General features: G+C 67.4%; 16 protein-coding genes. 11 read left to right on the top strand and 5 right to left on the bottom strand.

The annotated features are described in order from the left end of the window. Nucleotides 1–2 precede the first annotated feature (2 nt). Genes GH2_RS10275 through GH2_RS10285 form a run of 3 tightly spaced genes read right to left on the bottom strand, consistent with a single transcriptional unit; the run spans nt 3 to nt 2,010 of the window. A complete protein-coding gene (locus tag GH2_RS10275) occupies nt 3–704 on the bottom strand; it encodes a hypothetical protein (RefSeq protein ID WP_066166938.1) in 702 nt (233 codons plus the stop codon). Beyond that, the gene (locus tag GH2_RS10280; RefSeq protein WP_066166941.1) at nt 701–1,624 is read right to left on the bottom strand and encodes an ABC transporter ATP-binding protein; all 924 of its coding nucleotides are present in this window, start codon (nt 1,622–1,624) and stop codon (nt 701–703) included. Before GH2_RS10280 ends, GH2_RS10275 begins: the two co-directional genes overlap by 4 nt. Then, complete coding sequence (locus tag GH2_RS10285) at nt 1,621–2,010, bottom strand: GntR family transcriptional regulator (protein WP_066167363.1); 390 nt, start codon at nt 2,008–2,010, stop codon at nt 1,621–1,623. The genes GH2_RS10280 and GH2_RS10285 overlap by 4 nt, the downstream gene beginning before the upstream one ends. Nucleotides 2,011–2,104: 94 nt before the next feature. On the opposite strand from GH2_RS10285, the gene GH2_RS10290 reads away from it, so the two are divergent. The 4 genes from GH2_RS10290 to GH2_RS10305 all read left to right on the top strand — a co-directional run bounded on the left by GH2_RS10290 (nt 2,105) and on the right by GH2_RS10305 (nt 4,014). Next, entirely contained in the window at nt 2,105–2,512 is a 408-nt protein-coding gene (locus GH2_RS10290; RefSeq protein ID WP_066166944.1) for a YchJ family protein, read from the top strand. A 94-nt stretch (nt 2,513–2,606) separates the two neighbouring features. Beyond that, a complete protein-coding gene (locus GH2_RS10295) occupies nt 2,607–2,963 on the top strand; it encodes an ArsR/SmtB family transcription factor (protein ID WP_066166946.1) in 357 nt (118 codons plus the stop codon). Continuing rightward, a complete protein-coding gene (locus GH2_RS10300) occupies nt 2,960–3,454 on the top strand; it encodes an SRPBCC domain-containing protein (RefSeq protein WP_066166952.1) in 495 nt (164 codons plus the stop codon). Before GH2_RS10295 ends, GH2_RS10300 begins: the two co-directional genes overlap by 4 nt. Then, entirely contained in the window at nt 3,451–4,014 is a 564-nt protein-coding gene (locus tag GH2_RS10305) for a DinB family protein (protein ID WP_066166955.1), read from the top strand. The genes GH2_RS10300 and GH2_RS10305 overlap by 4 nt, the downstream gene beginning before the upstream one ends. 327 nt (nt 4,015–4,341) lie before the next feature. On the opposite strand, the gene GH2_RS10310 is transcribed toward GH2_RS10305, so the two are convergent. Next, entirely contained in the window at nt 4,342–4,944 is a 603-nt protein-coding gene (locus tag GH2_RS10310; RefSeq protein ID WP_239588754.1) for a TIGR03086 family metal-binding protein, read from the bottom strand. A gap of 111 nt (nt 4,945–5,055) precedes the next feature. Here GH2_RS10310 and GH2_RS10315 point away from each other — a divergent pair, with 111 nt between their 5' ends. Genes GH2_RS10315 through GH2_RS10330 form a run of 4 tightly spaced genes read left to right on the top strand, consistent with a single transcriptional unit; the run spans nt 5,056 to nt 9,747 of the window. After that, nucleotides 5,056–6,501 carry a magnesium chelatase ATPase subunit I gene (locus GH2_RS10315; RefSeq protein ID WP_244885356.1) on the top strand — a complete coding sequence of 482 codons (1,446 nt, stop codon included), beginning with the start codon at nt 5,056–5,058 and terminating at the stop codon, nt 6,499–6,501. 24 nt (nt 6,502–6,525) lie between these two features. Next, nucleotides 6,526–8,514: a VWA domain-containing protein gene (locus GH2_RS10320; RefSeq protein WP_066166956.1), complete on the top strand. Its 1,989-nt coding sequence runs from the start codon at nt 6,526–6,528 to the stop codon at nt 8,512–8,514. A 42-nt stretch (nt 8,515–8,556) separates the two neighbouring features. Continuing rightward, the gene (gene mug, locus GH2_RS10325; protein WP_066166959.1) at nt 8,557–9,138 is read left to right on the top strand and encodes a G/U mismatch-specific DNA glycosylase; all 582 of its coding nucleotides are present in this window, start codon (nt 8,557–8,559) and stop codon (nt 9,136–9,138) included. 9 nt (nt 9,139–9,147) lie between these two features. Further along, nucleotides 9,148–9,747, top strand: a complete 600-nt coding sequence (locus GH2_RS10330; RefSeq protein ID WP_066166962.1) for a DUF1707 SHOCT-like domain-containing protein — start codon at nt 9,148–9,150, stop codon at nt 9,745–9,747. Between the two features lie 5 nt (nt 9,748–9,752). On the opposite strand, the gene GH2_RS10335 is transcribed toward GH2_RS10330, so the two are convergent. Further along, nucleotides 9,753–10,685, bottom strand: coding sequence for an AEC family transporter (locus GH2_RS10335; RefSeq protein ID WP_066166965.1), 933 nt, complete (start codon nt 10,683–10,685; stop codon nt 9,753–9,755). Nucleotides 10,686–10,890: 205 nt separating this feature from the next. On the opposite strand from GH2_RS10335, the gene rpmF reads away from it, so the two are divergent. The 3 genes from rpmF to GH2_RS10350 all read left to right on the top strand — a co-directional run bounded on the left by rpmF (nt 10,891) and on the right by GH2_RS10350 (nt 14,945). Then, entirely contained in the window at nt 10,891–11,064 is a 174-nt protein-coding gene (gene rpmF / locus GH2_RS10340) for a 50S ribosomal protein L32 (RefSeq protein ID WP_006894691.1), read from the top strand. Nucleotides 11,065–11,284: 220 nt separating this feature from the next. Next, the gene (gene betT, locus GH2_RS10345) at nt 11,285–13,456 is read left to right on the top strand and encodes a choline BCCT transporter BetT (protein ID WP_244885358.1); all 2,172 of its coding nucleotides are present in this window, start codon (nt 11,285–11,287) and stop codon (nt 13,454–13,456) included. Beyond that, nucleotides 13,446–14,945, top strand: coding sequence for an aldehyde dehydrogenase family protein (locus GH2_RS10350; protein ID WP_066166968.1), 1,500 nt, complete (start codon nt 13,446–13,448; stop codon nt 14,943–14,945). Before betT ends, GH2_RS10350 begins: the two co-directional genes overlap by 11 nt. Nucleotides 14,946–14,988 lie beyond the last annotated feature (43 nt).

Genomic DNA, 14,988 nt, shown 5'->3' on the forward strand with positions numbered 1-14,988 from the left:
GTTCAGGGAATCGCGCGACGCAGAGTCGCATAGGCGATGCCCGACAGCACTGCCGTGACGACCAGACCGCCGACCGCGATGCGGAGCGGAGTCAGGTCCAGGAACCACGTGCCGACCGTCGGCCATGCGCTGCCTGCGCTGATGCCGAGGATCGCGATCGCGAGAGCCAGTGCGATGGCGACGCCGAGCAGAACCAGCCACAGCATGCCGAACCGCTTGTACACGGTGGCGGCGAAGAAGCCGATCGTGAACGTCAGCATGGGCGCCATGAAGTACAGCAGCGTCGCGACGACGGGCCCCTGATCCCAGATCCACGGAACGGCGAAGAAGTAGCCGTTGATGCCCCAGCCGTCGGTGGCCTTCTCGACCAACCCGCCGATCAGGTACACCAGTGACAGCAGAAGCGAGGCACCCACCGCGGTGAGCGTGGTCCCGACGTAGAACTCGCGGCGCGTCACACTCATGGCCTGCGAGAACGGGAACGTCATCAGCAGCGCCTGGATGCCGATCACGGCGAAGTACCAGAGCGGGGCCTGCGAGCCGCCGCCGTACATCGGCTCGTCGAGATCGGTCACCGACATGGTGATGGCGAGGTAGATGATCATCGAGATGGCGAACGCTGCGCCGAAGATGATCAGTGGGAGCCAGATGAAGGTCTTCCGGTTGATCAATTGCATCCGGACGACGTTGAGTGTGCGCGTCATGACCGGGCTCCTTTCGCTGCGGTGCCGCGTTCGGTGTCGGAGTGCTGGGTGAGTCGGACGATCAGTTCCTGCAGGGAGACCGGCGTGGTGCTCAGTCCGGTGCGGGACATCGCCTCTTGGTCGGTCTGCGTCAGCCTGCCCATCACGGTGGCGGAGGCGATGGGGCCGAGATGTTCGCGGTGCAGTTCCTCGCGGTCGCCGATCAGCGCGTCGACGGCCTGTTCGGCGCCGACGACGGTGAATGCGCGGTCGCGCAGGTCGTCCGCCGCTTCGTCGAGCACCAGCCTGCCGTCGTCGACCACCAGCACCCGTTCGATCAGATCGGCGATCTCGTCGATCAAGTGGCTCGACAGCACGATCGTGCGTGGATGCTCGGTGTAGTCCTGCAGCAGACGGTCGTAGAAGGTCTGCCGCGCGACGGCGTCGAGACCGAGGTACGGTTCGTCGAAGAAGGTGACGTCCGCGCGCGAGGCGAGGCCGATGATGACGCCGACGGCGGACCGCTGACCGCGGGAGAGCTTCTTGATGCGCGTCGATGTCGGCAGCCGGAAGTCCGTGATCAATTGGTCGGCGAAGGCCTGGTCCCAATTCGGGAAGAACAGCCGCGCCATGGCGAAGGCATGATCGGCGACCGAGTCCTCGGGGTACCGCTGGCTTTCGCGGACGAAGCAGATGCGGGGGAGGACCGCCGTGTTCTCGTAGGGCTGCTCGCCGAAGATCCGTCCTTCGCCGGCGGTGGCGAAGTTCTGCGCCGTGAGGATCGACATGAGCGTGGTCTTGCCCGCGCCATTGCGGCCGAACAGTCCGCAGATGGTGTGCGCAGGGACGTCGAATGTGACGTCGTCGAGTGCGAGAGTCGTGCCGTATCGCTTGGTGAGGCCTCGCGCACTGATGGCGGCTGAGCCGGTCGCGTGGGTCATGGCCGGTGTCCTTCCTGCGGAGAGTCGATGGTTGCTGAGCGGTCGTGAATGAGGGCGACGACATCGTCGGTCGTCAGATCGAGGCGGCGGGCTTCGACGAGCAGCGGCACCACATAGCGGTCGGCGAAGGCCTCTTGTCGCCGCTTGCTGAGTGTGGCTCGGGCGCCGTCGGCGACGAACATGCCGACACCGCGCTTCTTGTAGAGGACTCCCCGGTCGACGAGCACGTTGATGCCCTTCGCGGCCGTCGCCGGGTTGATTCGGTAGAACGCGGCGAGCTCATTGGTCGACGGCGCGCGCGTCTCTTCGGCCAGACTGCCGTCGATGATCGAGTCGGCGATGTGATCGGCGATCTGCTGGAAGATCGCCCGCCCGTCATCGATCATGTTCGGCACCTCTGTCCACTGGTTAATTACTCGACTAACTAACCATGCAACTAGGTCACGTGGCTTGTCAAGGGGTGGTCGGTACGGTTCTCGCATGGATGATCGACGCTGCCCCTGTGGAACCGGCGAGACGCTCGCGGCATGCTGCGGTCGTTATCTGCTCGGTCTCGGTGACGCCAAGCCTGCGCCGACGGCCGAAGCGCTGATGCGCAGCAGGTACACGGCTTTTGCGCTCGGAGACGAAGCGCATCTCCTCGCCACGTGGCATCCCGACACGCGGCCGGAGTCGTGTGCGCCGGACCGCGGCACCCGATGGTTGCACTTGACGATCGACGACGTCGTCGGCGGTTCGCCGTTTCATACGGACGGGGTCGTTGAGTTCACGGCGGTCTATCGCGATGAGGCGGGACGTGGCGAACTGCATGAGCGCAGTCGGTTCGTCAAAGCCGACGGGAGTTGGCTGTACGTCGACGGTGTCGTCCGGACGGGTCGTGGTCGCTGACGGCATGTCCCGTAATGCTCAACCAATTGGTTGACAATCGCGACTGGCAGGCGTCTACTTGTACTCAACCATTTGGTTGAATAAGGAGGCGGAGATGTCCGACGAGCTCTCGCTGGTCTTCGCGGCGTTGGCCGATCCGACGCGACGGGACATCGTCGCGCGGCTCACCACCGCGGACGCGACGGTCGGGGAGCTCGCCGAACCGTACGACGTCACGGTGCAGGCGGTCTCGAAGCACCTGAAGGTGCTGGAGGAGGCCGGTCTGGTCACGCGGAGTCGGGACGGTCAACGGCGGCCGGTGCATCTGGAAGCCGAGGTCTTCGACCTGATGACCAAGTGGATTGAACGGTATCGACGCACGGCAGAGGCGCGGTACCAGAAGCTCGATGCGGTGCTCGCTGAGATGGCGGACAACCGCGACTCACTCCCATCCGAAGGAACGGCATCATGAACACCGACACCTACGCACAAGCAGCGATCGAGGCCGACCCGACTCTTCCGATCATCCGGGTCACCCGCGACTTCCGCGCCACCCCGGCGCAATTGGCCAAAGCTCACCTCGACCCGGACCTCTACCTGCGGTGGGTGGGACCGGACGGCATCACCTCACGCAGCACTGTCTGGGATGCCCGCAACGGCGGGGAATGGGCGTACGTCTCCGAACACGAGGGGCAGGAGTTCCGGTTCCGAGGCTGCTTCCACACCGTCAGTGACGACCTCATCATCCAGACCTTCACGTACGAGGGGATGCCCGACGACGTCTCACTGGAGACGCTGCGCTTCGTCGACCTCGGTGACGGTCGTACCAGGCTCGAGGCCCAGTCGCTGTGCGAATCCATCGAGTCGCGCGACGCCTGGCTGCGGTCGGGGATGGAGGAAGGCGTGATCGACGGCTACGCGAAACTGGATCGGCTGCTGGACTCCGGCGAGGTCTCGGCGTGACAGCGCTCGCGGCTCTCACTCCTGCGCAACGGCACCGCGCGGTCGCCGCGGGCTTCGCCGAGGAGGTGGCGCGGACGATCGATTGGGACGCGCAGAGTCCCGTGGGCGACTGGGTGGCGCGTGATGTCGTCGCTCATCTGCTCGACTGGTTCCCCGACTTTCTCGCGGCAGACGGCGTGCATCTTGCCGACGTCCGGATCGGCGACGATCCCGTGACGGCGTGGTCGACGCGCTTGGCGGCCGTTCAACAGTTGTTCGACGACCCGGGCAGGGACTTCACTCATCCGCGAATCGGCGTGTTTCCCCTGGCGGAGGCCATCGACCGCTTCTACACGGCGGACGTCTTCATGCACACGTGGGACCTTGCGCAGGCGGGTGGACGCACGCCCGACCTCGATCACGACTACGCCGAGCAGTTGCTCGCCGGTTTGGCGAGCATGGAGCGGGTTCTGCGCGAGTCCGGCCAGTACGGCCCGGCGCAGCAGGCGCCTGACGGGGCCGACGCCGTGGTGCGGCTCGCGGCCTTCATCGGTCGGGACCCGAACTTCGCCGTGGCGTAGTCGGCGGCACCTTCGGCCCCACGCTGGTCGAGTGCTGCCTGCGAGCGGAGCGAGCACGCAGTTCATCGAGACCGTCGTGAGTTCCGCCGGCATCAAGGGGCTTTCCGCTGCCATCGTGTGGTGATCTCGGCAGTGTTCCGACGGATCGTGAGCCGCCGCTTCCGTGGCGGGTGGCGGTGGTCGTCAGCGAGTCCGCGTCCAATTGATCTCAGCTGAGAACTGCTCGCTCAGGCGCTTCCGGCGGAACATTGCCGCCGGAGGGTGCTGAGCGAGCAGTTCTCAGCGGCATGTGACCGTAGACGGCCTCGCGCGGGCACACGCACATCCCTACAGAGTGGTACCCACCCACTTGGGGTCGCGGCCGGCGAAGGCCAGGATCTGGTCGGTGTCGTCGCTGTTGCTCTCCGGCACGACTGCCGCGGCGAAGACGCCGGGACGACGCGTCGCCTCGTCGGGCACGTTCTCGAACACGCGGCGGATGAAGGCGATCGACTCCTCGGGAAAGCGGACGGACTGGCCGGTGGCGGCGGCGAGGTCCCAGCCGTGGATGAAGAGGTCGACAGCAGGAAAACTCAACCCGTCGCGCACGGAACGACGGCCGGCGGGGCTGTCGACTTCGCGATTCAGATCGGACTCGGTGACGGCGCCCAGCGCGTCGCGGGCGTTCGCGACGGCAGCATTCCACCAGTCGCCGGGCTCGCCCTGGACGGCTGTCGAGGGCGGATCGTGGCGGGTGGACTGCACGGCGTCGCCCCGCAGGATCTGTGCGCCGACGTGCGTCGTCTCTCCGACGTGACCGAGGACGTCGAGGGCCGACCAGCCCTCGCACGGGGACGGCGCTGCCCATCCGCTGTCGGGAACCGCGCTCACCACGTCGCTGAAGAAGCGCAGTCCGTTCTCATAGGTGTCCAGTGCATTCCAGGTCATCATGGAACTCCTTGTCGAGTGGGGACACCTCACACTAGGCGGACCGGACGACAATCCGGGGCCGGACCGATCACCGCACTTCCTCGTCGCCGCATTCCAGGTAGCGTGGATCACGTGGCTGTCACTGATATCGACACTCCTGCACCGGCTCTCACCACCGTCCGCGAACTGCGCGCCTCCGGGCACGTGCAGCGCGAGATCCGCGACGAGATCCGCAACAATCTCTTGACCGCACTGCGTGCGGGCGACGACCCGTGGGACGGCATCGTCGGTTTCGACGACACGGTGGTCCCGCAAGTCGAGCGCGCGCTCATCGCCGGGCACGACATCGTGATGCTCGGTGAGCGCGGTCAGGGCAAGACCCGGCTGCTGCGCACCCTCGCCGGACTGCTCGACGAGTGGACGCCGGTCATCGACGGCTCGGAACTGGACGAACATCCGTACAGTCCGATCCTGCCCGCATCGATCCGTCGCGCCGCCGAGCTCGGGGACGAACTCCCGATCGCCTGGCGACACCGCAGCGAGCGATACCGGGAGAAGCTCGCAACCCCGGACACCTCGGTCGCCGACCTCGTCGGCGACATCGATCCGATGAAGGTCGCGCAGGGGCGCAGTCTGGGCGACCCGGAGACCATCGCCTTCGGTCTCATTCCGCGCTCTCACCGCGGCATCATCGCCATCAACGAGCTGCCCGACCTGGCCGAACGCATCCAGGTCTCGATGCTGAACGTGATGGAGGAGCGTGACATCCAGGTGCGCGGCTACAGTCTCCGGCTGCCGCTCGACGTCCTGGTCACCGCCAGCGCCAACCCGGAGGACTACACCAACCGCGGCCGGATCATCACTCCGCTCAAGGACCGATTCGGCGCGGAGATCCGCACGCACTACCCGCTCGAACTGGACGACGAGATCGACGTCATCGAGCAGGAGGCCGACCTCGTCGCGACGGTGCCGACCTACCTGATCGAGGTGCTGGCCCGGTTCACCCGGTACGCCCGCGAACACCCGTCCATCGACCAGCGGTCGGGCGTCTCCGCACGGTTCTCCATCGCGGGCGCCGAGACGGTCGCGGCCGCCGCGCTGCACCGGTCCGCGGTCGCGGGGGAGGAGTTCGCCGTCGCGCGGCCCGTCGACCTGCAGTCGGTGGTCGAAGTGCTGCGCGGCAAGGTCGAGTTCGAGTCCGGCGAAGAGGGCCGCGAGATGGAGGTCCTGGACTACCTCCTGCGCAAGTCCGTCGCCGACACCGTCCGCGCCCACCTCGGCGGCGTCGACATGCGTCCACTCGTCACCGCCCTCGAAGCCGGTGAGGAAGTGCTGACCGGCGACCGCGTGCCGGCCTCTGACGTCCTCACCGCGCTCGGGGACGACGCCGCTGTCGCCGCGGTGCTCGACGACGTCGCACAGCGCCTGGACGTGACCGACGACGCCGAACGGGCCAGCGCCGCCGAACTCGCGCTGGAGGGCCTGTATCTGGCCCGGCGAATCGGCAAGGACACCGACGAGTACGGCCGCACCGCGTACCTCGTCGAGCGGCCGGACGACGAAGACGACGACGATTAGCACCATGACGGCACGGACGAGACCATGAGCAGACGACGTTTCCATCGCTCCGCCTACCGGCGCTACACCGGCGGGCCGGACCCGCTCGCGCCGCCCGTCGACCTCCGCGAAGCCCTCGAGGCCATCGGCGACGATGTGATGTCGGGCGCCTCGCCCGAGCGTGCGTTGCGGGAGTTCCTGCGCCGCGGCAGCGAGAACATGCGCGGACTGGACCGCCTGGCGGAGATGGCGAACAAGCGTCGCCGCGAGCTGCTTCGCAACAAGAACCTCGACGGCACCTTCGACGAGATTCGCGAGCTTCTCGACTCCGCCGTGCTCAACGAGCGCAAACAGTTGGCCCGCGATCTCGACGACGACGCGCGGTTCGCGGAGATGCAGATCGAGAATCTCCCCGCCTCCACCGCGCAGGCGGTTCGCGAGCTCGCCGACTACGACTGGCGCAGCCCGCAGGCCCGCGAGGATTACCAGAAGATCTCCGACCTTCTCGGGCGCGAGGTCCTGGACCAGCGGTTCTCCGGAATGAAGCAGGCGTTGGAAGGAGCGACCGACGAAGACCGGCAGCGCATCTCCGAGATGCTCGACGATCTCAACGACCTCCTCGCGGCGCACAACCGCGGCGAGGACACCGCGGAGCAGTTCAGCGACTTCATGGACAAGCACGGCGAGTTCTTCCCGGAGAACCCGGAGAACACCGAGGAACTGGTCGACGCGCTCGCTCGCCGGTCGGCCGCCGCGCAGCAGTTCTTCAACTCGCTGACGCCCGAGCAGCAGGCGGAGCTCGCCGAACTGTCCGCACAGGCCTTCGGGTCGCCGCAGCTGATGTCGCAGCTCTCGCAGATGGACGACGCCCTGCGCCAGGCGAGGCCGGACCTCGACTGGGACGGCGGACAGCAGTTCTCCGGCGACCAGCCGATGGGGTTCGGCGAAGGCGCCGCCGCGCTGCGCGACATCGCCGAATTGGAGAACCTCGCCGAGCAGCTGTCGCAGGGGTATGCGGGCGCACAGTTGGAGGACGTCGACGTCGACGCCCTCGCGCGGCAGCTGGGCGACGAGGCCGCGGCCGATGCCCGCACCCTCGCCGAACTGGACCGGGCCATGCGGGAGGAAGGATTCTTCGACCGCAATCAAGACGGCCAGCTGCGACTGAGCCCGAAGGCGATGCGACGGCTCGGCCAGGCCATCCTGCGCGATATCGCCCAGCAGCTCTCGTCGCGCGGCGGAGACCGACAGACCGACCTCGCCGGTCGTCTCGGCGAACCCACCGGCAGCAGCCGAGAATGGCAGTTCGGCGACACGCAGCCGTGGAACGTCACCCGCACCGTGACCAACGCGGTGCTGCGCACGGTCTCGGAGAGCCCGTCGGCTGCCGCTGATCTCGCGGCGGGCGGCGGCGTGCGCATCGACGTCGGCGACATCGAGGTCATCGAGACCGAGGCCCGCACGCAGGCTGCGGTGGTGCTGCTCGTCGATACGTCGTTCTCCATGGTCATGGAGGGGCGGTGGACGCCGATGAAGCGGACGGCGCTCGCGCTCAACCATCTCGTCTCCACCCGGTTTCGCGCCGACGAACTGCACCTCATCGAGTTCGGCCGGGTCGCCCGCGACACCACGGTCGAGAAGTTGACGGGACTGGAACCCCGCATGGAACAGGGCACCAACCTGCACCACGGTCTCCTCCTCGCGCAGCGCCATCTGCGTCGATTCCCGAACGCGCAGCCGGTGGTCCTGATCGTCACCGACGGTGAGCCCACGGCGCATCTGGAGGCGAACGGTGAGGACTTCTTCTTCTATCCGCCGCATCCGAGAACCATCGGCCTCACCGTCTCCGAGCTCGACCACCTGTCACGGATGGGGACGCAGATCACGTTCTTCCGCCTCGGCGACGACCCCGGTCTCGCCCGGTTCATCGACCAGATCGCGCGACGCATCGGCGGCCGCGTCGTCGCGCCCGAGCTCGACGGACTCGGGGCCGCCGTGATCGGCGACTACCTGCGGTCGCGCCGCGCGCGGTGAGTCCGTCGCTGCGGCGCACGGGTCCGGTGAAGCGCGGCTGACATGGGCTTCAGTCGCGACGAACTCCTCGCCTATACGGGTGCGACCGTTCCGGATCTCCTCGGCCCCGACTGCCGCCTGTTGATCTCCGGGATCAACCCCGGCCTGTGGACCGCCGCGACCGGCGCGCACTTCGCTCGCCCCGGCAATCGCTTCTACCCGGCGCTGTACGCGGCGGGGATCACCGATCACGTGATCGATGCGTCGAAGGGGATGCAGGACGCCGACGCCGCGGCGCTCGTCGCCGCAGGCATCGGCATCACCAACGTGGTGCCGCGAGCGACGGCCAAGGCGTCCGACCTCACGCGTCGGGAACTGATCGACGGCGGACGCGAGCTGATCCGCACGGTCCACCGCGTGCGCCCGCGGGTGCTCGCGGTCCTCGGGATCACCGCCTACCGTGACGCGTTCGGCAGACGTGCGGCGCAGACAGGCGAGCAGGACGAGATGATCGGCGACGCCTGGGTCTGGGTGCTTCCCAACCCGAGCGGGCTGAACGCTCACGAGACCGTCGAGAGCCTGGCCATCGCGTATCGAGCGGCCGCTGACGCCGCATCGGTCCCGGATCTGCGCCGTCGGCGTTAGTCTGTTCGCATGAGCGACCTCGAACCGCGTGAAGTCCGAGCAAGCGACGCGGACCGCGAACAAACCCACACCGTCCTGTCCGCCGCGATGACCGCGGGTGCTCTCACCCCCGAGGAGTACTCACAGCGGGCGAATGCAGCCGCCGTCGCGCGGACCCGCGCCGACCTCGACATGCTGACGCACGATCTACCGCTCGAACAACTCGGGGTCCGGCCCGCCGAGGTCTCCCTCGCGAAGACGCGGGTGAACTCGTCCGGACGGTCCCCGATCACCTCCGCGACCGCGATCTTCGGTGGACGACGAGTCGGTGGACGTGCCGCCGTCGGGACCTCGCTCACCGCCACCGCGATCATGGGCGGCGTGGAGATCGACCTTCGTGACGTCGAATACACCGCGCCGGTCCTGGAGCTGCACTGCCGTGCGATCATGGGCGGCATCGAAGTCACCGTCCCGCACGACGTGACCGTCGAGGTCCGCGGCATCGGCATCATGGGTGGCTTCGACAGTCGTGCAGAAGGTCCCGGTCGGGACGGCGCGCCGGCGGTCGTCGTGAGTGGTTTCGCGCTGATGGGCGGCGTCGACGTGAAGCGCCGCGACCGCGATTCCTGAGGCGGTCACGCCAGCGTCGCGGCGATGAGCGCGATGACCGGGATCGACAGCAGCGTGGTGACCAGGGCGGAGTCGCGGGCAAGCACCTCACCTCGTCGATACCGCGTGGCGTAGACGAGGACGTTCTGCGCGGTCGGCAGCGCGGCGATCACCACCTGCGCGAACAATTGATGCCCGGTCATTCCGAAACCCCACCGGGCCAGCGCATAAGCGACGGCGGGCATCGCCGCCATCTTCATCACGGAGGCGAGGACGATGTCGCGCCGCGGACTCTGGCCCTTCTTGAACACGGAGACGCCGGTCAGCGTCAGGCCGAAGGTCAGCAGCGCGAGCGGCACCGACGCCTGGCCGAGCATGTCGAGCGGTTCCATGATCGCCTGCGGCGGCGTCCAGCCGATCAGCGAGATCGCCAGGCCGACGACGCCGCCGACCAGGATCGGATTCTTCAGCGGCGTGGTCACCGTGGTGAGCGTCGACGTCCGCTGCTCGTCCGGCAGGGCGGTGATGTCCAGTGCGGCGAGCGCCACCGGCGAGTAGAAGACGATCTGGAACAGCAGCAGCGGCGCGATGAACGACGCGTCGTCGAGGACGAAGATCGCGATCGGCAGCCCCAGGTTCACGCTGTTCACATACGACGACGACAGCGCACCGATCACGATCTCCGGAATCGCTCGCCGCAGCCACAGCCGGGCGAGGAGCGCATAGCAGAGACCGACCGCCACCGCGGAGACCGACGCCACGGCGAGCGTGGGGGAGAAGACGACCGAGAGATCGCTGGTCGCCAACGCGTGGATCAGCAGCGCAGGCGTACAGACGAAGAAGACGGCGCGCGCCAGCACCGACGCGGCGTGCTCGCCGAGACTTCCGGTCCGCCCCAGGAGGTAGCCGAGAGCCACGATCACGAAGATGACGGTGAACCCGGAGATGACGCCTGACACCGGAGCGATTATGCCTGGGGTGTGGGTCCGGCTCGGCCCTCAGCCTGCCGCTCCGCGCCGACTTGAAGTCTCGGGCCCTCGACAGCTAATCTGTTCAGGTTGTGTGCCGCGGTCGCTATGCCGTGGTGGCAAAGCGATCAGCGGGTCAGGCGGGTCGGGATTTCAGAGCCCGAACCCACCCGCAAGGTAGAGAAGGGCTGGAACCATGGCAGTACCCAAGCGTCGGATGTCGCGGGCCAACACCCGCAGCCGTCGTTCGCAGTGGAAGGCAGACAACGTCGCCCTGCAAGAAGAGAAGATCAACGGCGTCTCGCAGCGCATCCCGCGTCGCCTCGTGAAGGCGGCCAAGCTCGGACTGGTCGACCTCGACCGCCGCTGAGCTGGCGCGACGCATCAGCAAACGACTGTGACCGGTGAGAAATCACCGGTCACAGTCGTTTTGTCATTTCTGAAGCAACTCTTCTCGGTGCCGAGGCCGGTAACGGTGAGGTCTCGAATCCCGGCCCGGTTCCATGGCCCGACACGCCGCGCAGTACGTTGACGCTGAGTCGAAACTAGAGTCATGCGTAACTAATGTGACGTTCGTCGGGGATGTGATCGTGGCAGAGACAACTCAATCCATGGAGTCCGAGACCGGGCCGGTACGCGTCAACAAGACGGTGTTCATCGGCTCCAGCGTCGGCATCGTGGGCATCATCATCTGGGCCCTGATCGACCAAGAGGGCGCCGATCGGATCATCGGCACCGCGGTCAGCTGGGTCTCCCGTGAGCTGGGATGGTTCTACATCCTCCTGGCGGCCGGCGTCCTCGCCTTCGTGATCTGGGCAGCGGTGTCGAAGGTGGGACGGGTCAAACTCGGTCCGGACCATGCCAAACCCGCCTACAGCGTGTTCTCCTGGACGGCGATGCTGTTCGCCGCGGGGATCGGCATCGACCTGATGTTCTTCTCGGTCTCCGAGCCGGTCACGCAGCGCGCCATGCCGCCGCAGGGCGACGGTGCCACGTTCGAAGCCACCCGCCAAGCCGTGGTCTGGGCGCTGTTCCACTACGGGCTGATAGGCTGGGGGCTCTATGCGCTGATCGGCATGGCGCTGGCCTATTTCGCCTACCGGTACAACCAGCCGCTGAGCCTGCGCTCGGCACTGCGCCCGATCTTCGGCGACCGGGTCAACGGCCTGCTCGGCGACAGCGTCGACATCGCCGCGCTGCTCGGCGCCATCTTCGGACTCGCGACCAGCCTCGGCATCGGCGTCGCTCAGTTGAACGTCGGTCTGGACGAGCTCTTCGGGATTGCGCAGAGCACCTGGGCGCAAGCCGGACTGATCGCGCTCGCCGTGCTCATCGCCACCCTGTCCGCCGTCTCTGGCGTCGACAAGGGCGTGAAGCGGCTGTCGGAGATCAACGTCCTCGTCGCACTCGGGTTGATGCTGTTCGTCCTGATCTTCGGGGCCACCACGTTCCTGATGAACGGCCTGGTCCAGAACACCGGCGACTTCATCTCGATGTTCCCCAGCATGGTCCTGGACACCATGGCCTACGACCATCCCGACGAGTGGATGGCGAGTTGGACGCTGTTCTTCTGGGCCTGGTGGATCGCGTGGGCTCCGTTCGTCGGCCTGTTCCTGGCCCGCATCTCGCGTGGCCGCACCATTCGCCAGTTCGTCAGCGGCACCCTGATCATCCCGTTCCTGTTCATCCTGGTGTGGATCTCGATCTTCGGAAACAGTGCGCTCGACGTCGTCCTCGGCGGCAACACGGAGTTCGAGCAGACGGCGATCAACGAGCCGGAGAAGGCCTTCTACGCACTGCTCGATCAGTACCCGGCGGCACCCGTCCTGATCGTCGTCGCCACCTTCACCGGACTGCTGTTCTACGTGACGAGCGCCGACTCCGGCGCGCTGGTGATGTCGCACTTCTCCTCTCGCATCAGTGACAACGAGTCCGACGGGCCGCGGTGGGCCCGCATCTTCTGGGCCGCGGCGACGGGTCTCCTGACCCTGGCGATGCTGATGATCGGCGGCATCAACACGTTGCAGCAGGCCACGGTGATCATGGGCCTGCCGTTCGCCGTGGTGGTCCTGCTGATGATGCTCGGGCTGTTCCGCGCGTTCCAAGTAGAGGCGCTCTGGGTCGACTCGCAGCGCAGTGCGCTCACGCGCGCACTCTCGAGTCGCGCGTCCGGCGGCACCGCGCTGAACTGGCGCCAACGCGTGGCGCGCGCCGTCCGTTATCCCGACCGCGACGACATCGCACACTTCACCGACACCGTCGTCGAACCGGCGCTGCGCGACGTCGCCGCGGAACTGGAACGGTCGGGCATGAGCGCCGCGGTGGGCGTCACGCATGTGGAGACCTACGACCTCGACGCCTACCACCTCGACGTCGACTTCAACGGGACCAAGGGCTTCCACTATCAGGCCTTCCCGACCAGACATCCGATTCCGGTGTTCGGGCGCACGCCCGACACGTCCGACTCGTTCTACCGGCTCGAGGTGTTCACCGCCCAGGGCAGTGAGGGATTCGACGTCTACGGCTTCACCAAGACGCAGATCAGCTCGAACGTCCTCGACCTCTACGAACGGCACATCGAGTACCTGCACACCGTCGGCGACGTCGAGTCCTCGCACACCGAGTGCGAGGCGACACTGGACTGGTCGGCGGACTTCGTCGACGAGGACCAGCCGCCGGTCGACGACGCCGAGTCGTCGCGGACCGAAGACCTGCCCGCACTGACCGACCTTTCCGACAAGGAGACGATTCGTGAGCCCTGAGACCCTGTTCATCGACGGCGAGTGGGTCGGCGCCGCCGACGGCGGTACCCGCGAGATCCGGTGCCCGGCGGACGGCACCCTGGTCGCCACCGTGAGCGAGGCGACGGAGAAGGACACCGAACGGGCGATCGCCGCCGCTCGGCGCGCCTTCGACGACCGCCGGTGGGCGTCGGTCCCGACGCCGCAGCGGTGCGATCTGCTCGCGCGGGTCGCCGCGACGATCCGGGACCGCAAAGAGGAATGGGCCCGAGCCGAGGCACTCGACACCGGCAAGCGGATGGTGGAAGCGCGGCTGGACATGGACGACATCGCCGCGTGCTTCGACTACTACGCCGACATCGGAGCGCACGACGCGGGACGCCTGGTCGACGCGGGATCGGCCGACGCCCTCAGCCGCATCCAGTACGAGCCGATCGGTGTCTGCGGACTCATCACGCCGTGGAACTACCCGCTGCTCCAGGCCGCCTGGAAGATCGCGCCGGCCCTGGCCGCAGGCTGCTCCTTCGTGCTCAAGCCCGCGGAACTGACGCCGCACACCGCGATCATGACGATCCGTCTGCTCGCCGAACTGGGTCTGCCCGCCGGCGTCGCCAACCTGGTCACCGGCGCCGGAGCCACCGCGGGCGCGCCGTTGGCGTCGCACCCCGACATCGACCTGGTCTCGTTCACCGGCGGACTGGTCACCGGCCGCGTCATCGCGGCGGCCGCCGCACCGACCGTGAAGAAGGTCGCGCTCGAACTCGGCGGCAAGAATCCGAACGTGATCTTCGCCGACGCCGACTTCGACGCCGCCGTCGACAACGCGCTCAACGCCGCCTTCGTCCACTCGGGGCAGGTCTGCTCAGCGGGTGCACGCCTGGTCGTTCAGGACACCATCGCCGAGAAGTTCGTCGACGCCCTCGTCGAGCGCGCTCGGCAGATCGTCCTCGGCGGGCCGTTCGACGACGCCGCCGAGACCGGTCCGCTGATCTCGGCAGCCCACCGCGACAAGGTCCACGCCTACGTTCAGGCCGGGATCGCCGAAGGCGCGCGGGTGCGCTGCGGCGGCGCCTTCGCCACCGGGCGATCGGGGGACTCCGATCTCGACGCCGGCTTCTACTACCTGCCGACGGTCATCGACAACGTGCACCGCGGCATGTCGGTGGCGGTGGACGAAGCGTTCGGTCCCACGGTCACCGTGGAGACCTTCACCGACGAGGACGACGCCGTCGCCATCGCCAACGACACCGTCTACGGTCTCGCCGGCGCCGTATGGACGCAGGACGCGGGCAAGGCGCAGCGGATCGCCAACCGACTGCGCCACGGCACCATCTGGATCAACGATTTCGGCCCGTACCTCCCGCAGGCGGAGTGGGGTGGATTCGGCCAGTCCGGTGTCGGCCGAGAGCTGGGGCCGACGGGTCTCGACGAGTATCGGGAAGCCAAGCACGTCTACCAGAACATCGCGCCCGCGGTCACCGGGTGGTTCGCCGACCGCACCGGGAACTGACCGCACTGGGGGACGAACCACACCGGGGGGACTAACCACACTG

Origin of the sequence: Gordonia hydrophobica NBRC 16057 (assembly GCF_001592365.1) — a bacterium.
GTDB classification, from domain to species: Bacteria; Actinomycetota; Actinomycetes; order Mycobacteriales; family Mycobacteriaceae; genus Gordonia; species Gordonia hydrophobica.